16 protein-coding genes are annotated in these 19,626 nt (G+C 59.4%); 11 read left to right on the top strand and 5 right to left on the bottom strand.

Annotation, left to right across the window (positions count from 1 at the left end; all coding sequences use genetic code 11):
• From A4R29_RS06490 to A4R29_RS06480, 3 genes are all read left to right on the top strand, one after another.
• Positions 1-2,232: a GumC family protein gene (locus tag A4R29_RS06490; RefSeq protein ID WP_063171512.1), complete on the top strand. Its 2,232-nt coding sequence runs from the start codon at positions 1-3 to the stop codon at positions 2,230-2,232.
• A 184-nt stretch (positions 2,233-2,416) separates the two neighbouring features.
• Positions 2,417-3,784, top strand: coding sequence for an oligosaccharide flippase family protein (locus tag A4R29_RS06485; RefSeq protein ID WP_013533110.1), 1,368 nt, complete (start codon positions 2,417-2,419; stop codon positions 3,782-3,784).
• Positions 3,781-4,821: a glycosyltransferase family 2 protein gene (locus A4R29_RS06480; RefSeq protein WP_063171511.1), complete on the top strand. Its 1,041-nt coding sequence runs from the start codon at positions 3,781-3,783 to the stop codon at positions 4,819-4,821. Before A4R29_RS06485 ends, A4R29_RS06480 begins: the two co-directional genes overlap by 4 nt.
• A gap of 81 nt (positions 4,822-4,902) precedes the next feature.
• On the opposite strand, the gene A4R29_RS06475 is transcribed toward A4R29_RS06480, so the two are convergent.
• Entirely contained in the window at positions 4,903-5,610 is a 708-nt protein-coding gene (locus A4R29_RS06475) for a helix-turn-helix transcriptional regulator (protein ID WP_024502429.1), read from the bottom strand.
• A gap of 213 nt (positions 5,611-5,823) precedes the next feature.
• On the opposite strand from A4R29_RS06475, the gene A4R29_RS06470 reads away from it, so the two are divergent.
• Positions 5,824-7,566: a PAS domain-containing protein gene (locus A4R29_RS06470; protein ID WP_063171510.1), complete on the top strand. Its 1,743-nt coding sequence runs from the start codon at positions 5,824-5,826 to the stop codon at positions 7,564-7,566.
• Here the strand turns inward: A4R29_RS06470 and A4R29_RS06465 are convergent.
• Complete coding sequence (locus tag A4R29_RS06465) at positions 7,559-8,233, bottom strand: LuxR C-terminal-related transcriptional regulator (RefSeq protein ID WP_013533114.1); 675 nt, start codon at positions 8,231-8,233, stop codon at positions 7,559-7,561. The genes A4R29_RS06470 and A4R29_RS06465 overlap by 8 nt on opposite strands.
• A 480-nt stretch (positions 8,234-8,713) precedes the next feature.
• Here A4R29_RS06465 and A4R29_RS06460 point away from each other — a divergent pair, with 480 nt between their 5' ends.
• The 7 genes from A4R29_RS06460 to A4R29_RS06430 all read left to right on the top strand — a co-directional run bounded on the left by A4R29_RS06460 (position 8,714) and on the right by A4R29_RS06430 (position 15,683).
• Positions 8,714-9,436, top strand: coding sequence for a nucleotidyltransferase family protein (locus A4R29_RS06460; protein WP_013533115.1), 723 nt, complete (start codon positions 8,714-8,716; stop codon positions 9,434-9,436).
• Positions 9,437-9,475: 39 nt separating this feature from the next.
• On the top strand, positions 9,476-10,612 hold the full coding sequence (locus tag A4R29_RS06455; protein WP_013533116.1) for a DegT/DnrJ/EryC1/StrS family aminotransferase: 1,137 nt from the start codon (positions 9,476-9,478) through the stop codon (positions 10,610-10,612).
• Positions 10,609-11,283 carry a sugar transferase gene (locus A4R29_RS06450; protein ID WP_013533117.1) on the top strand — a complete coding sequence of 225 codons (675 nt, stop codon included), beginning with the start codon at positions 10,609-10,611 and terminating at the stop codon, positions 11,281-11,283. Before A4R29_RS06455 ends, A4R29_RS06450 begins: the two co-directional genes overlap by 4 nt.
• Positions 11,284-11,370: 87 nt before the next feature.
• On the top strand, positions 11,371-12,375 hold the full coding sequence (locus A4R29_RS06445) for an SDR family NAD(P)-dependent oxidoreductase (RefSeq protein WP_024502427.1): 1,005 nt from the start codon (positions 11,371-11,373) through the stop codon (positions 12,373-12,375).
• Complete coding sequence (locus A4R29_RS06440; protein ID WP_027163967.1) at positions 12,372-13,601, top strand: hypothetical protein; 1,230 nt, start codon at positions 12,372-12,374, stop codon at positions 13,599-13,601. The genes A4R29_RS06445 and A4R29_RS06440 overlap by 4 nt, the downstream gene beginning before the upstream one ends.
• Positions 13,602-13,698: 97 nt before the next feature.
• Positions 13,699-14,880, top strand: a complete 1,182-nt coding sequence (locus A4R29_RS06435; protein WP_244506920.1) for a polysaccharide biosynthesis/export family protein — start codon at positions 13,699-13,701, stop codon at positions 14,878-14,880.
• A 110-nt stretch (positions 14,881-14,990) separates the two neighbouring features.
• A complete protein-coding gene (locus A4R29_RS06430; RefSeq protein WP_164745784.1) occupies positions 14,991-15,683 on the top strand; it encodes a N5-glutamine methyltransferase family protein in 693 nt (230 codons plus the stop codon).
• 64 nt (positions 15,684-15,747) lie between these two features.
• On the opposite strand, the gene A4R29_RS06425 is transcribed toward A4R29_RS06430, so the two are convergent.
• Genes A4R29_RS06425 through asnB form a run of 3 tightly spaced genes read right to left on the bottom strand, consistent with a single transcriptional unit; the run spans position 15,748 to position 19,625 of the window.
• A complete protein-coding gene (locus tag A4R29_RS06425) occupies positions 15,748-16,014 on the bottom strand; it encodes an acyl carrier protein (RefSeq protein ID WP_063171508.1) in 267 nt (88 codons plus the stop codon).
• 39 nt (positions 16,015-16,053) lie between these two features.
• Positions 16,054-17,607, bottom strand: a complete 1,554-nt coding sequence (locus A4R29_RS06420) for a class I adenylate-forming enzyme family protein (protein WP_063171507.1) — start codon at positions 17,605-17,607, stop codon at positions 16,054-16,056.
• Complete coding sequence (gene asnB, locus A4R29_RS06415) at positions 17,604-19,625, bottom strand: asparagine synthase (glutamine-hydrolyzing) (RefSeq protein WP_063171506.1); 2,022 nt, start codon at positions 19,623-19,625, stop codon at positions 17,604-17,606. The genes A4R29_RS06420 and asnB overlap by 4 nt, the downstream gene beginning before the upstream one ends.
• Position 19,626: the final 1 nt, after the last annotated feature.

Raw genomic sequence — 19,626 nt, 5'->3', positions numbered from 1 at the left:
ATGGTAGGTTCCGCAATCAGCCCGATCCAGCTGCCACGGATCAATCAACCACCAGCACCGGTTCTCGAAGGCAGAGTGCACGTGCGGTCATTGCGCGAATATGTCGAGCCGGCCACCGCGTCGCACCAACTCTTCGTGATTCTGGCAAGGCGAAAATGGTCTATTGTTGCCTTCGCTGTGTTGGGCGGGCTGCTGGCGGGGTTGCTTGGAAGTCTTCGCCCGGTTCTCTACGAAGCAACTACTCAGCTTATCATCGACGCCCCATCGCGCGGTTCACTGCCCGTCGGCGCCCCGTCTTCGCAGGACCTCGTCGATTCAAGCATAGATGACCACATCACGATGCTATCGTCGCAAGACCATCTGCGCCGCGTCATGGCGGCACTGCGCAAGACAGGTGCGGCTGAAACCGGACAGGACAATTCCGCTAGCGGGAATTCCCGGCTTGAGCCGTCTGCCATCCCTCCCCCGAGGACACGCTCGCTTGCCGGTGGTCTACTGGACCGACTGTGGCCAGGAGCGGACAAAACAATCAGCGATTCACAGGCCGAGGATGCCTCCGAATTGAGAGCCTTGCGGCAAGGAATGCGGGTCGGGCAGGAGCTGCGATCGAGAGTAGTCTCCGTCGCTTTCGCCGATGACAGTCCCGCGCGGGCGGCGCTCGTGGCCAACACATTCGCTCAGGTCTATGTCGACAATCTGATAAGGAGAAGGCAGGCATCCGACCAGCAAGAACTCGATGCGATCACCACCAGCCTGCCCAGGCTGCAAAACGATCTGCAGGCAGCGGCCGACCGCCTTGAGAAATATCGGTTGAGCCACGGAGCCATCGACCAAGGCTCGGCGGACAATGCAGCCAGGGAACGGGCCGACCTCAGCCAGCAATTGTCGATGTCAAACGCAGATCTCGCCGCTGTGGAAACTCGGCTGCGACATGTTCAGGAGCTTCGAGCGCAGGGGGCTTCTTTCGTCTCCGTGGCCGAAGCCATTGGCGGGCCTGAACTTGCCGATCTCGCGGCTCGACAGGCTCGCGCGCCTGCGGACCAAGAACTCAGAAACCTGACCGAAAGCAAGGTCGAACAAGGCATCGACAAGATTGCTGCGGACGCAAACATTTTCCGTGCCCAGATCGCCACTCTTGAGAGCCGGAAGGCCATTTTGGATGCGGTCATGGCCGACACCGCCAGCCGGCTTTCCGGGTTGCGGGTTCTCGAGCCGCAGGTCAGTTTGCTGACCCAGCGATACAACGAACTTCTTGGCCGGCAACAGGATTTGACGCGGCGTATCGGAGTTCCCTCGGCTGGAATTTCCATCCTATCGGCGGCATGGCCGCCGACCATCCCGCAGACCTTGCCCGCCATCTTCCTTGTTCCGCCCGGGATGATTGTGTTCGCTATACTGGGCGCGATTTTCGTCACGATGCGCAATCACTTCGATCGGACTTTCCGCGGTGAGACCGAGGCGGAAGCGGTGCTCAAGGTTCCATGTATGGGGCAGATTCCCGAAGCAGGCAGGGTGCATGCCAAACGACTGCGAACCCTTGTCCTGGGCGAGCGCAGCTCCGCCTATAGCCGCGCCGTGACGTCGTTGCTGATTGCTGCGGCGCCCAATGCGCTGAGGGCTCGTTCGTCGTACACGGCGCTTGTCACCTCCAGCGTCCCGGAGGATGGGGGGACCGAGCTCGCATGGAGTCTGGCGCTGGCCGGCACGCGGATGGGCGGTCGTGTTCTCTTGATCGATCTTGAACGCAAGGGCGTTCAACTCACGCTCGAGTTCCTGCATCAGTTCAGCGAGCGCAAGAGCCGCCATTCCTTCGCTGACTATGTCTGCAATCGCAGCAACCTGGAAAACGCCGTGGCCAGTCTGCATGAAATCGGCATCGACGTGATGACCGCTGCTCCGTCGGACGATCTGCTGGCGGTGTTGTCCTGCGAGGATGGGGGCAAAGTGATGGCGGATCTGCACTTGACCTATCGCATCGTCATCATAAACCTGCCGTCGGCGCTCGGGCGGCCGGAAGCCAAATTTCTGGCTGGATGGGCTGATGCGGTGCTTTTTGCCGTCCGATGGAGGAAAACGCCACGTACCCTCGCTCGCGGGGTGCTGGAACTCCTTCAGGGCAACGGTTCTCTTGGGGTACCCGTCGGCAGCGTCCTCACGCAAGTGAACTTGAAAAAACATGCCGGATATCGGCTCGAGGATAGCGCCGACCTCTTGCGCGAGCAGATAGCATGACCAAGCACAGGCTCGTCCTTGGGCCGCGGACGATCCGGGGGCGGTTCATCCAGGGAGCGGCCCGGACGATTCAGGGTGCAGCCTGTCCGCAGAGCGCGTCATTCAGGTGAATGATGGCAAGGTTCGGTGTGCATCGTAGGCTGCGGCAATCCCCGATATTTGCCTCCCTCGGAAGCGCGAACCGATGGCACTGAGCGACCTTCTGAGACCCAAGATGGTTCCCGCGGCCGACACAGCCATCATTGCTGTTCGGCCGAGCACGATCGGTTCGATCATTCGTGCAGCTGGTGAAGTGTCGGCGATGGCAATTGTCGGCCAACTCACCCTTCTTGCTGCGATTCCGGTCTTGGCGCGGCTCTATTCGCCTGCGGATTTCGGCATCTTTACGATTTATCTGTCGATTGTGAACATACTCGCCGGGGTCGCAGCATTGCGCTTCGAGGCGTCACTCTATGGGGTTAAGGGGAGCGCCCAGGCCTATGTGACGGTCAAGCTTATCCTTTTGGCTGTGTTCGTGACCACCGTCCTGGCCTTTTCGGCCGGACAGATGCTGTCGAACCTTGCTCCCAACCGCCTCGGCTCGCTTGCCTGGCTCATTCCGATCGGAATGGGAGGCGCAGGTCTGGTCGAAGCCATGAACTGCTGGAGCCTGCGTGCTGGGCTTTTGCGCGACTTTGCCCTTGGGCGGCTGATCCTGCCGGCGAGCATGGCTGCACTGCAATTGGTTTTCGGCATCGCCAACCTCGGCGGCGAAGCGATGATCCATGCCCATATTTTGAGCCAGTTCGTCTTTATCGGGTATATCGGTTATCGGGTGACGAGCTGGGAGGATTTGCGCGGCATCGCCCGGGCACCTTGGCGTGCGGTGTTCGAAAAGGCCCGGCGGGAATACAAATTTCCTCTGTTCGATATCCCCGCAACACTCGCGAGCATAGCGATCAACAATCTTCCGGCAGTTCTTGTCGGTGGGCTGTTCGGCACCGCATTTGCGGGATATTTGGGCGTGGCAACGCGCCTGGTTACCGGTCCAGTGACGCTGATCGCTTCACCGCTCAGCAATGTTTTTGTCGCCGAAGCAAACCAGAACAACAATCGTGGACACCTGCTTGGCGTGGCACGCGGGCTTCTCCTGCTGGCCGCCGGCTTTACCGCGGTGCCGATATTGCTGCTTGGACTCGCCGCGCCCTATGTGGTCGTTCCGCTCCTGGGCGAGCCTTGGATGCCCACCGCGGAAATCATGACCGCACTGGCGCTGATGGGCGCGGCACAAGCGTTGTCTACTCCGCTTAGCGACGTTCCCGCTCTGCTACGTCGGCAAGGAACAAGACTGGTCATCGACCTCGCACGAGCGGTTCTCGTGTTTGGCCCGCTGCTCGCCGGCGCCCAGGCGGGCTGGCAGCCAGTCACCGTCATCTATTTCATGGCCGCCGGCGGCGCGTCGGGTTTCGCTCTGAAAATGGCAGCATCGCTGTATTTGTTGACCCACGACCCTCAACCAGCAGGCGCTGCAACGTGCATCCAACATGAATGTCTCGAGGAAAAAACACCATGAATTCGTCGTCGGTTGACAATCTTCAAGCGGCAGTTGCGGTCACCCAGCATGACCGTGCCGATGTCTCATGGTCACGCCCTTTTATCTCTGTCGGGATACCAACCTTTCGCCGGCCCGATACGATCCGCAGAGCGATCGACAGCGTCCTGGGCCAGGATTACTCCGACTGGGAGTTGGTCGTGAGCGACGACGAGGGAGCGCAGGGCGAGACCTGGGCTATCGTGACCGACTATGCACGAAGCGAACCTCGCATCCGCATCATCGAGAACAGCCGAGGTCGCGGTCAGGTGGAGAACACCAACAACGCTATGCTGGCTTGCTCTGGACGGTGGATCAAGTTGCTGCACGACGATGACTGGCTTGCGCCAGGTGCACTCAGGACATTCGCCGAAGTTGCCAAACAGCACCCGTCGGTCGCCTTCATGACGTCTGCCGCAAACATAATCGAGGACAAGCGAGTGAGATTTCGCCAAGTCCCCAAGGAGCAGGAAGCGATCTCCCTTTATTCCAGCCAGCAGTGCCTGATGGACCTCTATCTGGTGCGCGCGACACGCTGCCTGGGGATCATTCCATCCACATTGCTGATCAACAGCGACGTCATTCGTGCCGGCTGCTTGATGCGCACGCACAAAGAGATTCCGGCCGGAGTGGATCAACTGTTCTTCGTCGATCTAGCCAGCCATGGGGACATGGTGGCGATAAGCGATCCGCTTACCTTTTATGATGCAACGAGCCATCCAAGCATTACCACGTCAAAGAGTTTCCGCGAGGTCGACGAAGTGACCCTCGCCGTCAAGCAGCTTAACTGGAATCTCATCAAAGACCGCAACCATCTCCCGCCTCCCGAGACATTGCTGCGGGCGCTGCGGGTTGCTCGTATTCCCATGCGGTTCCACCAGCAGTCCTGGTTGACTACGTTCCTGGATGGGATTCAGATCTTCCGGCCTTCGGTCATGAAGGTGGCGGGCTGGCACGTGCTTAATCACGTGTTTGCAATCCGCCCAAGATTGGGCCGGGTGCGCACGCGACGGCGGTAAGGTGAGGCTGGCCGACAAGCACATCAGCGACAGATTGCGCGCACAAGCCTGTTGTGCGCGCGCATGGTAAAGGCGTTTGCCTCACGGCAAAACGCATATGCGCCCAAGAAGAGCTACCAGTTCCGCCTGTCGCCGTGTTTCGGTCTTGGCGAACAGCGACGCCAGCTGCGACCTTATCGTGGTCCGGCTCAAGCGCCGCTTGCGGGCTATTTCCAAAGGGGCATCGCCCTGCGCCAAGCGCAGTGCGAGCTGCGTTTCGGCACTCGTCAGACCAAACATTCTTTGCAGCGTCTGGGGATTTGGCCCGGACCTGTTTTCACGATCCAGCAGCGCCACGATGCTTGTCGCGTCAGGCGTTGCTATGCCCTTCTCGTTCAATATCAGGGGCCTGTCGCCCATGCCTCGGATCACCACCCATGAAAGCGTGCCAGGAGAAAAATTGCCCGGCACGTTTGCGATCAGCCGTCTCAGCGCAGCAAATACCTTGCTGGCCGTATCGGCTGCCTCGCCTTCGCGCTCCAAGGTGTTTTGAGCGGCTGAATTCCACTCCATGACCTTCCTGTCGCTGTTCAGGATCAGGTAGCCACAACCGATGCGATCAAGCATTCTCACAACAGATGCAAGGCTGCTCTGCCGTGGCTCGACAGCAACGCTGTCGAACCGTTGTGGTGCTTGATGCCAAGCGGAAGCATGGTCACCTTGCGTTCTCAAGGCGGAGACAGGCTTTCCCCCGAAACTTCCATATTGGCGACCAAGGATTCCATCATCTTGCCTACCAACCAGTGCCATTTTCTTACCTCCCGCAAAACGGCAACGCCTCCCAGTCAAAAGGAGGTGCCTTAAACATGTCAGTCAGGTCGCTTGGAGAGTAGCGGTCCGATCCGCCCCCGACATCGGACAAAATGCGCGCTACAATCCCGGGGAACAATCCTGCGGTCGGACTAGTCTGTACGCTTTTCGGTCTAATCTCGACGGACTAGTCAGAAGGTTATAGTCTGGCACATGCGTTTGCATTCGCTCAGTTTGCATCCGAACAGCTCAGGCAAGTTGCTGACCCGCCTTGCCTCGATGTCGCTCCTGATAGCGACACTTGCAGTCGAGACAGCGCTGCCGACCTCTGTGGCATACGACATCGGCTTTTTTGAGTTTGTTCCCGCCATTATTGCCATCTCATATCTCGAAGATCGCATGATCGCTCTTGCGGCAACATTTGTGATGGTTGCCGTCGGCTTGTTGACGCGGGATGTCCTGCACCATCCAATCGATGTCGGCCTTTGGGTTCAAGCCATTCTGCTGCTGGTTGCAGGGGGGATGATCGCCCTGACTTTCCACCGGCAGAGGCAGGACTACCGCGCCCTTTTGCAGGTTGCGGAGGCTAGACTCGCGGCCTTGGAAGCAACCGAAAACAGGTATCGCTGGGCATTCGAACGTGCCGCCATTGGCTTTGCCAACATGAATGAGAACGGAGAGTTGCAACGGTCCAACAAGCGTCTTTGTGAGATGACAGGGTATGTCGAGGAGGAGCTTTCAAGTCTGCCGCTCAGCGCACTCGTCCACCCCGACGACAACCACACCTTGGCGGAAGCGTTGACTCGCCTGAAAGACACGACTTCGTTCGGCTCGGAGATCCGTCTCCTGAGAAGAGACGGCACGATTTTGTGGACAAGATTGGCCCTGTCTTTGGCCGTGCCAGCCGATGCTCTCCCTCAAAGCATTTTTGTAGTGGTGGACGACATATCGGGAGAGCGAACCGCCCGCGAGGCACTCCGGGCTCAGAAGGAATGGTTGGACCTGGCGCTATCGTCAAGCCGGTTGGGAACATGGCGCATAGATTTCGAGAGCGGGTCCGTGAAGGGCTCAGCCGCGTTCTGGGAAATGATGGGGCTGGCACCCGCGCCGAGCCGTCCATTGCAGGAATTGACTGCGGTCGTTCACCCGGCCGACTTGCCTAATCTGATGGCCCCGGGAGAGCTTGCATCAGGCGCCGACTATGACGCTGAGATCCGCATCAGGCGAACTGGCGGGCATATCCGCTGGATTGCTCTTCGGGGACGGGACGAATTGCGCGACGGTCGTGCACAGCGAATAGGAGTCGCCGCGGATCTCACCGATCGGCGCATAACCATTCTGCTGCGGGCTGCGGCGAAGAAGCGAGAGCGGGCTATGCTTGAACAGCGCCATAGGCTCAACAATCTGTTTCCGGTGATCACGGCGCTTGTGAATATGGTTGGTGCCCCCGACAATGATATCGCTAGCTATAAGCAGACACTGATCGAAAAGATCGGCGCACTCCAGGCGACGCATCTGCTTCTTTCACGCGATGGCAGCCTGTCGGCTTCCCTGCGTGACCTCATCGTTCAGGAGTTGCAGCCCTATATGGGGACGCATGACATTTCGATCAGTGGACCCGAAATAAAAATGGCTGAGGGTTCGGCTGAGAGCTTCGCAATGATCGTTCACGAGCTTACGACCAATTCCGTGAAGCATGGGGCTCTCGGCACTCCGGCAGGACGGATCGAGGTGGTGTGGCAATTCGTGGCCCAGGAGCCCGGCGCCGACATAGTGTTTGAATGGTCGGAATCGGGAGAGCGCCGGGTCTCCACCTCGGCTCGGCGTGGCTTTGGGTCGTTGATTATCGGAGCCGACGGTGAGCCTATCGTGGGCCACTCTTCCAAGCTTGAGATGCTGGATCACGGACTGAAATATTCGGTCCGGCTGCCGCCAAAAGCAATCGGCGCTAGTTGATGTCCCTGGCGGCCCATGTCTTCAGCAAAACCGCGGCTTCCGTCCGGTTTCGTGCCCCAAGTTCGCGCAGGACGGCAGCCGCATGAATCTTCGTCGTCGCTTCTGCAATTTCAAGAGAGCGGGCAATCTCTTTGTTCGAGTAACCTTCAGCCATCAACCTGAGGACTTCCTTCTGTCTGGACGTAAGCCTGCCCAGATTGTTGACGCTGATGGTCCTGTGGGGCATTTGCGTGGGAGCCTCGGATGGAAGGCGCACCGACTCCTTGGACCTTTGTGAAAGAAGTGCCGGAACGTAAATGCGGCCAGCCAGGATTTCGTTCACCGCCAGGACCACCTCCTCGTCCGTTTGGGACTTTACGATATAGCCATGAAGTCCAATCGAGAGGGCAGTTAGAATCTCGGCGCGTGAATCGGTCCCTGAGACAATTGCAAACCGTGTGTCGGGATGAGCCGGTAAGACGTCGCGAAGGTCGTCCTGACCGGACAGTCCCGGCATGTTCAGGTCGATGATGGCGAGATCAACAGGCGCCTGATCTTCAAGCAGGCTTATGACGGTATCAAAACACGCCGCTTCGAATATTTCCAAGTCTGGAATGCCGGCCATCAAAGCCAGTCGCAGCCCACGACGATACAAGCCGTGATCATCGGCGATGATAATACGATACATGAACCACCCACCTTTTGGCAGCCCGCATGTGTCCCTAGCTGCCGAAACCTCCCTTTGGATGGACTGTGCGGTGACCCAACACAGATCAGCCGCCCGCTGATCCCCCGTATGTCGACGCTCGCCGCCGCCCATCGGCACATTTCAACCTTCTAATATAGCTTACAATCGCACACATTTCAGGGCCAGATGTTGAAGTGTTTTTTTCGTACGAACGGTAGCGATGCCCTTCCGAGAAGGTCGTTGCCGGCGCCGGACATGTGAACAGTTCCCAGCTCTGATCGCCCTGCCGCGCCCATGCGCTGCCAACTGGAATATTGAATCAAAAGGCCGGGAAAGTGCCATTCAAATGCACGACGACGCCTTCTCAAGCGCCACTTACCATCGCTGCACTCCGGAGAGGCAAAACCAACACTGGCGTGCCTTCCGGCCGGGTGGGTTGGACCCATCACACCGCGACAGTCGTATCAATAGGAGGACGAGATGAAAGCGGTCATTCAGTGCGGTGGAATGGGAACACGCCTTCGGCCTTTCACATCCATATTGCCCAAGCCTCTCATGCCGATCGGTGCTCGACCGGTTCTTGAATTGCTTTTGAAGTGGCTGCGGCGGAACGGCATTCAGGAAGTCTACGTCACGACCGGCTATCTGGGGCACTTGATCCGCACCGTATGCGGGGACGGATCCCAGTGGAATCTAAGGATACGCTACACCCAGGAACTGGAACCTCTCGGCACCATTGGCCCACTCTCCCTGATCAGGGAGGAACTGGACGAGCCGTTCATTGTTCTCAATGGGGACGTACTTACCGATCTCAGTCTCAGCCGGTTTGTGGCATCACACCGCACACACACGGATCCAGTCACCATAGCCACCGCATCCCGCGTCATCAAGATGGACTTCGGCGTCATCGACGAGGTCGACAATACCGTTCAAGTATTTCGTGAAAAACCGACGCTATCCCATCTGGTAAGCATGGGAATATATTGCATGAATCCAGACGTTTTTCGTTTTATACCTGACGGCATCGCCTTCGGATTCGACGATCTCATGCTGCAGATGATGCAAAACGGCACGAATGTGCACGTCTACAAACATGACGGGCTTTGGCTGGATATCGGACGCGTTGAAGATTTTCAAAACGCACAAACCATTGCCTGGGAAGAGCAGTCCGCATCGATCGAGGTCTCGGCAGCGGCCGCTTGAGGGCTGAACGCTCGACCACGCCAACATGAGGAGGTCGTAATGCTCTTGGTCAGCGCTCCTATTCTTGGCTTTCCGGAAAAGGCGGCCTTGGCCAAAGTTGTCGACAGTGGGTGGCTGACGATGGGGGACCAGGTACGAGCCTTTGAAGAGGCCTTCGCGGCCGTGCATGATGCGGTCGATTGCGTTGCCGTCAGCTCTTGCACCGCCGCCCTGCATCTCATTCTCCATGCACTTGGGATCGGTCCCGGAGACGAAGTTCTGGTTCCCTCGCTGACCTTCGTGGCGACCGCGAATGCAGTGCTCTACGTAGGAGCAACACCGGTATTCGTCGACATAGAGTCGGCCGAAGTGCCACTGATGTCCCTAAGCGACGCGGAAGCCAAGTGCACCGGACGCACCAAGGCCGTCATTCTCGTCCACTTTGCCGGCTACCTCGCCGACCGGGAAGAATGGCAGAGATTTGCCCGTGTGCGAGGACTGCATATCGTCGAGGATGCCGCGCATGCTCCCGGCCTTAAGGAGGTGGGGACTTACGGTGCGGCCGCGGCCTTTAGCTTCTACGGCAACAAGAACATGACCACCGCGGAAGGTGGGGCCGTAATCGCCCGGGATGCACAGCTCCGTGAAGCGATCCGCCAGGCTCGCGGACATGGGATGACCAGCGGCACACATCAGCGGCTGAACAGCCGCACGCCGCAATACGATGTGACGATGCTCGGTTTCAATTATCGCATGGATGAATTGCGCGCCGCTATTGGCTTGGTCCAGCTTCAGAACCTGCAGGAATGGAATGAAATCCGGCGCATATTGGTCGTCCTCTATCGACGTCTGATCGCAGACTATTGCTCGGCTGTGACAGTTCCGTTCTGCAAACCGCGGACCTCGGCCTATCACATCATGCCTGTCCTCCTGCCACATGACGTCGACCGGCAAACGGTGATCGACCATCTGCGAACGAAGGGAATACAGACCACAATCCACTATACGCCCGTGCACCAGATGACGCTCTATCGCCAAATGTTCACTGAAATCCATCTGCCGAAGACCGAGGATTTCGCGCAGCGGGAGTTGACGATTCCACTACATCCGCAAATTACGGCAAGTGCGATCGAGTCGGTGGTTGTTGCGTTGGCCACCGCGATTGAAAGCAGCGGGCGCGCGGGAGCCGCGGCATGAACGCACTCGACGTGACTATGCATCGGCCCGCCGTAGCTGGCACCAGCCACGGAATTGCCAGGCGCGCGATGGATATCATCCTCGCCGCAGCAGCGGGAATGGCACTCGCTCCGCTGATGCTACTGATTGCTGTCGCACTCTTTGTCGAGGGTGGTTGGCCCGTGCTTTTCGCACAGACGCGCCTGGGTGCCGGCGCAAAACCGTTTCGCATGTACAAGTTCCGCAAATTCAAGACAACAGCCGATCCTTTCGGCCTTGCGCTGACCATGAACGATGACAGCCGGATGACGCGGATAGGCCGTTTTCTCGCGGCAACGAAACTTGATGAGTTGCCGCAACTGTGGAACGTTTTTACGGGAGACATGGCAATTGTCGGCCCGCGGCCGGAAAGCCTTGCCTTCGCCGATTGTTTCCGCGGCGGCAATGAAGCCGTCCTGCAGTGGAAGCCCGGCCTGCTCGGCCCGACCCAGGTTCTATTCCGTCACGAAGCCTGTTTTTACCCGCCCTCCCTTGATCCGCTCCTGTTTTATCGAGAGGTCCTGTTCCCGGCCAAGGCAACGATCGACCTCGCCTACTATCCGCGGCGCACGATTGCATCGGACCTCGTCTGGATAATGCGAGGCTTCAGGGCGGTTTTCGGCGTGTCCCTGCCTCCCGCGGCAAGTGGGTAGAGTTGGAAAGTGAGGAGAGTTTGGCATGAATGGATTGTTGTTCGTTCGCCAGTTTGACAGCTCACACGATCAAAGGAGTGCGCAGTCGTGAGCTATCACGGCAGGAAGGTCCTGGTCACGGGTGCGGATGGATTTATCGGATCCCACCTCACGGAAGCGCTGGTGCACGAAGGCGCCGATGTAACGGCACTGGCCCTCTACAACTCGTTCGACAGCCATGGCTGGCTGGACGATTTACCCGACCACGTTCGAGGCCAGCTGCAATGCATTCGCGGGGATGTTCGTGACAGCGCGTTCATCAACCGGATCGTGCGCGGCCAGGCGGCGGTGTTTCACCTGGCTGCGCTGATTGCGATTCCCTACTCCTACGCGGCTGCCCAATCCTATGTGGAAACCAATGTGCTGGGCACCGTGAATGTCCTCGAAGCGGCACGCCACTGGGAAACCGAACGCATTGTGCATACGTCCACGAGCGAGGTTTATGGCACCGCTCTGACCATGCCGATCGACGAATCCCACCCACTGCAGGGACAGTCCCCCTACTCTGCGTCCAAGATCGGCGCAGACATGATGGCGGCGTCCTATGCCAGGTCCTTCGATGTGCCGGTGGTCATCCTGCGACCGTTCAATACATACGGGCCGCGCCAGAGCGAGCGGGCCATCGTGCCGACCATCATAAGGCAGGCTCTGGACGAGAACTGTCCGGCGATCATGGTCGGCGACACCAGCCCTATCCGCGACCTTACCTTTGTGGAGGACACTGCTGCGGCATTTGTGGCGGCAGGGGCGGCCGAGCTTGAATTTGGCCATGCCTACAATGCAGGCAGCCAGCGCGCCGTCAGTGTCTCGGACGTTTTGGAGTTGGTGCTCGAGTTGAGTGGCACCAGGAAACCAGTTCGTCGAGATGAAAGCCGGATGCGGCCGCAAAACTCCGAGGTTCGCGCGTTGCTCGCCGATTCCTCGAACCTTGAAAGTAAAGTCGGATGGCGGGCACATACGAGCTTGCGTGATGGTCTGGAAAAGACCATCGAGTGGTGGCGCTCGCGCCTCAGCGAAGGCCGCGTCCGACGCGAAATGAGCTACATGACATGACCTTTCCGCGGCTCATACCAGCTTTGCTGTTGATGGCCGCGCTGCTGGCGCTGCACACAGCCGGAAACCGGCCGAGCGGTGCGGCAGGCACGGAGCCGGCAATGGATCTGCCCGCTTATCTGAAACCTGCAACTGATCCGGCGACAGGGATCCGCTTTACTCGGATCACTCAGCCCGGAGCGCTTGGCAGCGGAATTGTCTGCGGCAAAATATATTGCAGTCATCGCTACTCGAGCGCGCAAGCCTGGAATGCGGATCAGAGCCTCCTCGTCCTCATGAACGGCTGCAACGGCATGTGTTTCCTCGACGGGAAAACCTACCTCCCTTTGTTTCATCGCAACAAGTCGGGTGAGTGCGAATGGCGCCCTCGAAACGCGGAGATGATGATCTGTGTCGATGGTCAAAAGATATCGACCTGGGCGCCCCGCACCAATCGTGAGGACATAGTGTATGCCGCAACGAAATATCGGGATCTCGAATTCGGCCCGTCCAAGGGAAATCCTAGTCGTGACGGCAACCGCATTGCCGTACGCGCGACCCGCAATGATGGAGCTGCTGTCGTCTTCGCATACGACATCGACCGGCGTCTGAAATACCCGGACATCGATCTCGCCCAGGTTGCCGGAACGACCAGTTCCTGCACCATTTCTCCGCTCGGAGAGAACATCCTGTGTTTCCAAAATCTGGTCGACGGCACCGAACAGCGAGCCATTTTCGCAGTCGACGGCACCCTGCGCCAAACGTGGAAGGATCATCATCGGCCCGGCCATGGCGATTTGACTCTCGATGCGGATGGCAGCGAAATTTACGTCGGAACCAGCAAATCCGCTCCGGACAAATATCAGGTGATCAAGCGTCGGCTGTCCGATGGAAAGGTCACGTCGCTCACGAAGTACGGTGAGGCCGAGCATACGTCGCTGCGTGCTTTGGACAGGCCCGAATGGGCATTTATAAGTTACGGGGGCAATCCCGATGAGGTTCGGAGCCACCCGGACTGGGCGCCATACACGCGCGAAGTGATCGCGCTGCGTGTCGACGGTCGTCAGGAGGTCCGACGCATCGTGCAGACGCGAAACGCTCCGTTCGACTATTGGAGCGAGACACATGCCTCACCCTCCCCTGATGGGTCGCAAGTGATCTGGTCGAGCAATTGGGGGGTGCCTGGTGGACCGGTCTACGAATTCGTCGCCCATCTCGATTGGCCGCAGCAGCCGGGCCTGAATTAAAGGGAGATTGCCATCGATGGCCTTCGTTAGCCGAATTCTCTTTGCAGCCCTTGCCGGCTGCCTGGCCCTGGATATCGCAGCCGCGGCTGAAGCGCCGGTGGCCTATAAGCTGTCGCCCGGCGATACGGTGGAGATAGGAATAGCCTCCATAGCGGAGCGAACGCAACGCGCGATCGTGCAAATGGATGGCTCGATCGCGCTGCCCGAGTTCGGGATGATCCCGGTTGGCGGGCTGACGCCGGCCGAATTGCAGACGCGCATGGAGGCGGTGCTGCCAACCAAGATAGTCCATCAGCGCCTGCCTGATGGACGGGAGCAAATGATCGTCATCAAGCCGAGCGACGTCACGGCCGTGATCGCGGAGTACCGTCCGATCTATGTGACTGGCGATGTGCTGACACCAGGGCAGCAGACTTACCGGCCACTCATGACTGTCCGACAGGCAATTGCCGTCGCCGGCGGTTTTAGTCTCCTGCGGTCTCGGGCAAGCCAAAGCGGACCTGATCCCGTTGATCTGCGACGCGACTACGAGTCGATCTGGGGGGACTACATCAGAGACTACTTTCATGGCGCGCGCATCCGCGCCGAACTTCAGAACCAGGCAGAATTTGACATGCAACCGCCGCAAGGCTCGCCCCTGTCGAATGCATTGATATCGGCGGTCGCGCAGGCGGAAGCGGAGGGCCTCAAGATTTCGCTGAACAATTTTCAGCAGGAGCAAAGCTATCTCGACAAGACCGCCAAGGATGCCGAGGCTCAGGTCGAGGTTCTGCTCAAGCGCGAGCAGACGGAAGCGGCCGCGGTGAAACAGGATGAGGACGATCTTGCGCGGGTCACCAAATCGTTCGAATCAGGCAACCTGACCAACAGCAGGCTCGCCGACGTCAGGCGTGCCGTGCTGATGTCGTCGAGCCGGGCGCTCGAGACCTCGGTCGAACTGATGAGAACGCGGCGCCAGCAGGAAGACTCTGTCAGGCAGCAGGGACGCAATGAAAATCAAAGAAGGATCGGCCTTCTGAACGAATTGAGGGACACCGACCTTCGCCTCGCCGAGACCACTGCAAGGCTCCACGCAGCCAGCCAGAAGCTTCAGCCATCAGGGGCGTCCGCGCTTCCACTGCCCGTCGCCGGCGAAACCTTTCAGGCGCGGATCACAATAACCGGCGGGGCCGGCGACGCGTCAAGAGGTCGACCGGTCGACCAGGACACCGAGGTTGCGCCTGGAGACACCATCGAGGTGAGGTTCAGCAGCGAACTGCAGAGCGCGGCGATCCAGTAGTTGCGCGGACGTGAACCGAGCCGGGAACGACGTTGCTGATGGCTCGCCCACGGCATGAAGACCGGGCGCCTGAGAAATCAACATGGGGAAATCAAGAAAGCGGGTTTGCCGTGATTGGTGAAATAGATGTCGCCAGCGCCTACAGCACCGGCCGTACCGACTTCATGGGGCTGAAGTTGGTTGTCGCGCCCGGCGTGCTCGTCCCTCGCCCGGAGACGGAACTGCTCGGCAGCACCGCCCTCAATGTGCTTCGTGAACTTAACAGGCCGGTACCGCGTGTCGTGGACATGTGCTGCGGGGCGGGCAATCTCGCCTGCGCCATTGGATACAAGGTCCCCACCGCGCGCGTCTGGGCGAGCGATCTTACTGACAGCTGCGTCGAAACCACCTGCCGGAACGTTGCCCATCTTGGCCTGGCCGGACGTATTTCGGTGCTACAGGGCGACCTCTTCAATTCCTTCTCGGGTCTGGAGCTCGAAGGTACGATCGATCTGGTCGTCTGCAACCCGCCTTACATCTCGGAGAAGCGGCTCGAAAACGACCGCGCGCATCTGATGGAACTTGAACCCCGTGAGGCGTTCGCTGCCGGGCCTTACGGCCTGAGCATTCATATGCGGGTGATCAAGGAGGCGCAGCACTATCTGCGGCAAGGTGGCATGCTACTTTTCGAGGTCGGGCTTGGCCAGGACCGGCAGGTCATGAGTTTGGTTGAGCGTTCCAAAGCCTATGAGAGCATTCGCACTGTTGCGAACAAAGCCGGTGAAGCCAGGGTGGTTTGTGCACGGGCCAAAGCGCCAGCGTGAGCCGCGCCATGGGTTTGGTTTGCGCGCTCGGTTGGGACGACGCCCTCAAGCCGTGGCCCGGCGATCAGTTTTTCTTGCTGACCACGTAACGTGCAATTCCCTGGATGGAATCGAAATTCTCAGGCAGAAGTTCACTGTCCTCGACAGTGATGCCGAATGTCTCCTCGACGAAGCCGATAACTTCAAGCACTCCAGTCGAGTCTATGATGCCCTGGTCGAGCAACGACGTTTCAACTTCCAGCGCACGCGGGTCGGCTACGTAGAAGTTTGACGCCAGAAAGGCGCGGATTTGATCGCTGTAGGTGTCAATTCTGTTGTTCGTGCTCAGCATTGAATTGGCCTCCGATCCAAATAATTTCCGTAAATTGCTTTATGACAGCGCCATTTTCTTGAGCTTGCCCGTGTCCGTCATCGGCAGACTGGACACAATTTGGATGGACTTCGGAATCATGAAGTTTTCCAATCGCTTCTGACATTCCATCCGCAGCTGCTTTTCGCCCATGATCGTTCCTTGCTCCATGACGACAAACGCTTTCACTGCTTGCCCCAGCAGGTCGTCAGGTACTCCGACAACCGCGGCTTCCCGTACTCCCGGGATTTCCATCAGCACGTTTTCGACTTCCCTAGGCGCCACCTTTTCTCCCCGCGATTTTATGATCTCATCGCTGCGGCCGACAAAATAGAGGTAGCCTTCCTCGTCCATTCGGCAGTAGTCGCCGGTGTACAGAACCTGCTCGCCGGGCAAAGGACCTGGCTTGAGCTTCTTCGCGGTAGCCTCCGGCTTACCCCAGTAGCCCTTCATGACCGTTGCCCCGCGGATGACCAACTGGCCGACGACATTGGGACCAACCCTTCGGTCATCCTCATCGACAATCCACATTTCGGTGTTCGGGATGGCGATCCCCACGCTCAACGGTTTTCGGGCAAGATCGTCCGGCGGAAGATAGGTGCAGCGTTTGCATTCGGTCAGGCCGTACATCGAATAGATGCGGGCGGCGGCAAACAGTTCCTGGAGCAGGCGAATGTGCTTAAGCGGCAGGGCTGCCGCCGTGTTCGTGACATACCTTATGCTTGCAAAATCATTTGCCTTCAGCGTCCTGAGATCCGACAGCGCGGCAAAGATGGTCGGCACGCCGGGAAAGCCTGTAACTCTCTCCCTTTCGATGATCGCAAGTATCTGTGCGGGGAAGGCAAACGAGCGCTCGAGGACCAACCGCGCCCCGGTACGGAATGCCATTATCATCTGATAGAGGCCGTAGTCGAAGGCCAGGGGCAAGACATTGAGGATCACGTCGTCTTCGCCAAGCTCAAGGTACGAGGCGATAGACGTGCAGGCTGTCATCATGTTCCTGTGTGTCAGCATCACGCCTTTGGGTTCGCCGGTCGAGCCCGACGTGTAGATGATGGCTGCGAGATCGATATCGATGCGGCGGCGGGCCGGCGCTTTGCCGTGGCCGGCAGCCGCCTCATCCCAGCGCACGGCATGTGGCAATCCCCGGAGCTCGGCGTCGTCCACCTGACCGGAGACGATGAGCCGCCGCAGCGACGGACAGTTACGCGCCGGCTCAGCAAAGACCGGCTGCAAATGTTTGTCGGTGATCAATGCTGCCGGAAGGCAATCGTTGAGCAAATACCCCAGCTTGTCGCTCTTGGTGAGCGGATTGACGACGCACACAACGGCGCTCGCCTTGAGAACCGCCCAGAAGCTGACCACGGTCTCGACGGTGTTGTCGGCGAAGATCATAACGCGGTCACCGGGAGCGACCCCGGACGTGACGAGATGACGGGCGACCGCGCTGGAGCGTGTCTCAAGCTCGTCATAGGTGAGCCGGTGCTCGCCGCACACCAGCGCTATCTTGCCACCGAGCCGCTCGGCCGAATGACTGAGGTAATCGTCCAGCAGAGGTACGGCGCCATGCATCATACCAGCACCTCTTCCCTGTGCAGGTGATCGACATCTATCCTGAGGTCGACCGCATGCGCGCTCGATGGGCGGCTTGCGACAAACTGCTGATGGAGGAGCTGCGTCGACAGCACGCCGACCAACGCCATGTTGTCCGAGTTGGACAGATCCCCATCGCCGGTCTTGGCAGCGCATTTGTCCAGCAGGCGCGCGACCGAGTTCGGATCAAAGACATTCGCCGCGCGCAGGGCAGTCTCGGAGAGTGCTTCGCGGACATAGGCGGGTGCGCCATCGCCCGTGAAGCAAAGTGCGTTGGGCGCCCGGTAGGGTTGCTTCTTGCGGGCCACGACTTCCGCGGGCACGATCGATTTCGCCACACGCTTCAGCACGTGTTTCTCATCCAGAATGCGCAGCTTGTAGTCGGGCGGAAGCGAATTCGCCAAGGCCACGAGCCTGTCGTCCAGGAACGGGAAGCGCCCCTCGACAGAATGGGCCATCAGCATCCTGTCACCCTGCGAGGAGAGCAGGTAGCCCGACATCAGCGTCCTGATCTCAAGATACTGGTCCTGCGCGAGAGGACCCCATCGTGGAAACTCTTCGGGCAGGCGGCCAAGCAGGTCTGCCACCACGTCGTGACACGCCGCTTCGGCATGCATGTCGGCCGAGAACAGCCGTTTGATGGCGCTGGTGGTGCGCCAGCGGGTGTCATGCGCGAAGCCGGGCGCGCCAAATGCATGGATACCGTGTCCAAAGAACTGGCGTGCCATCGCCTGCTGCTTGACCGGCGACCGGCTCAGATAGGGGTAGAGCCGTTCCAGCAGTCGCGCGCGTCGGGCGGATGCGGGCTGCCGCCCCCAGAAACGGCGGACCTTGCCTTCACGGAACAGGTCGTAGCCGGCAAACATCTCGTCGGCGCCCTCGCCGGTCAGGACGACCTTGATGCCATGTTCGCGCACCAGCCTCGAGAGAAGGAACAACGGCGCCGGCGCGGTCCTGAGAATCGGACGCTCGGCGTGACGGATCACATCTGGGAAAACCTCGGCAATATCACCGCGCGAAACCATCACCTCGTGGTGCTCGCCGCCGCTCGCACTTGCAACCAGCCGCTGGTAACGGGTTTCATCATATTCGGCGTCAGCAAAACGCAACGAGAAGGTCTGGAATGGCGCGCCGGCGAAGCGCCTACCGAGCATGGCGACAAGTGAGCTGTCGAGCCCGCCGGAAAGGTAGCAGCCAACCGGCACATCCGCCTTGACCATTCTAAGCGCCGTCGCGGCCTGCAAGGCGCTACGCACTTCGTCCACCGCATCGTCCAGTGAGCCGGTGAAGGTGCCATGGGCCTGGTCCGCGATCTCGGGATAGCAAGGTTTCCAGAAAGCGTGCTCACGAACGCTGCCATTGTCGTAGATGCGTACATGGCCGGGGGTAAGTTCCTTCACTCCCTGAAATACGCCTTGCGGCGGTACGACCGTCCACAGCGTGAAAGTCTGGTCTATCCCCGCCGGATCAAAGGCCCGCAGTATCGCCGGGTCGGCTGCGAAAATGGCCTTCACTTCGCTGGCGAAGTGAAGGCGGCCAGCATGTTCGCACAAATGCAGCGGGCAGATGCCGAACCGGTCGCGCGACAGGACGAGACGGCCTGTCAGCGAATCCCAGATGGCGAGTGCCCACTGCCCGTTTAGCCTCTCGAATGCGGCCACGCCCCAGGCGCGGTAGGCGTGCACGATGACCTCGGTATCGCTGCGGGTGCGGAAACGATGCCCCAGCGCCATGAGTTGTTCACGCAGCTCGACGTAGTTGAAGATCTCGCCGTTGAACACGATCCAGGTGGTATCGCCGGTGTCCGCGAGGGGCTGCTGTCCGGTCGAGAGATCGATGACCGACAGACGGGTATGCGCCAGCCCCGCCCGCCTGTCGCGGTAAACGCCGCTCTCATCCGGGCCTCGATGGGAGAGCGCGGCTGCCATTCGTAGAAGCGCGGCTCGTGAAGGAGGCTCCGCAGCCGCGTTCAGCGCCACAATTCCGGCGATGCCGCACATG

The sequence above is a fragment of the Mesorhizobium ciceri biovar biserrulae genome, assembly GCF_001618845.1.
Taxonomy (GTDB): Bacteria; Pseudomonadota; Alphaproteobacteria; order Rhizobiales; family Rhizobiaceae; genus Mesorhizobium; species Mesorhizobium ciceri.
Note: the sequence above shows the minus strand (reverse complement) of the source record. Positions and strands in the feature narration are given on the sequence as shown.

Bases quoted from the DNA above. Each gene is read 5' to 3' on its own strand.
- A4R29_RS06490 (WP_063171512.1), top strand. From the start codon at position 1: ATGGTAGGTTCCGCAATCAGCCCGATCCAGCTGCCACGGATCAATCAA.
- A4R29_RS06485 (WP_013533110.1), top strand. From the start codon at position 2,417: ATGGCACTGAGCGACCTTCTGAGACCCAAGATGGTTCCCGCGGCCGAC.
- A4R29_RS06480 (WP_063171511.1), top strand. From the start codon at position 3,781: ATGAATTCGTCGTCGGTTGACAATCTTCAAGCGGCAGTTGCGGTCACC.
- A4R29_RS06475 (WP_024502429.1), bottom strand. From the start codon at position 5,610: ATGGCACTGGTTGGTAGGCAAGATGATGGAATCCTTGGTCGCCAATAT.
- A4R29_RS06470 (WP_063171510.1), top strand. From the start codon at position 5,824: ATGCGTTTGCATTCGCTCAGTTTGCATCCGAACAGCTCAGGCAAGTTG.
- A4R29_RS06465 (WP_013533114.1), bottom strand. From the start codon at position 8,233: ATGTATCGTATTATCATCGCCGATGATCACGGCTTGTATCGTCGTGGG.
- A4R29_RS06460 (WP_013533115.1), top strand. From the start codon at position 8,714: ATGAAAGCGGTCATTCAGTGCGGTGGAATGGGAACACGCCTTCGGCCT.
- A4R29_RS06455 (WP_013533116.1), top strand. From the start codon at position 9,476: ATGCTCTTGGTCAGCGCTCCTATTCTTGGCTTTCCGGAAAAGGCGGCC.
- A4R29_RS06450 (WP_013533117.1), top strand. From the start codon at position 10,609: ATGAACGCACTCGACGTGACTATGCATCGGCCCGCCGTAGCTGGCACC.
- A4R29_RS06440 (WP_027163967.1), top strand. From the start codon at position 12,372: ATGACCTTTCCGCGGCTCATACCAGCTTTGCTGTTGATGGCCGCGCTG.
- A4R29_RS06425 (WP_063171508.1), bottom strand. From the start codon at position 16,014: ATGCTGAGCACGAACAACAGAATTGACACCTACAGCGATCAAATCCGC.
- A4R29_RS06420 (WP_063171507.1), bottom strand. From the start codon at position 17,607: ATGATGCATGGCGCCGTACCTCTGCTGGACGATTACCTCAGTCATTCG.
- asnB (WP_063171506.1), bottom strand. From the start codon at position 19,625: ATGTGCGGCATCGCCGGAATTGTGGCGCTGAACGCGGCTGCGGAGCCT.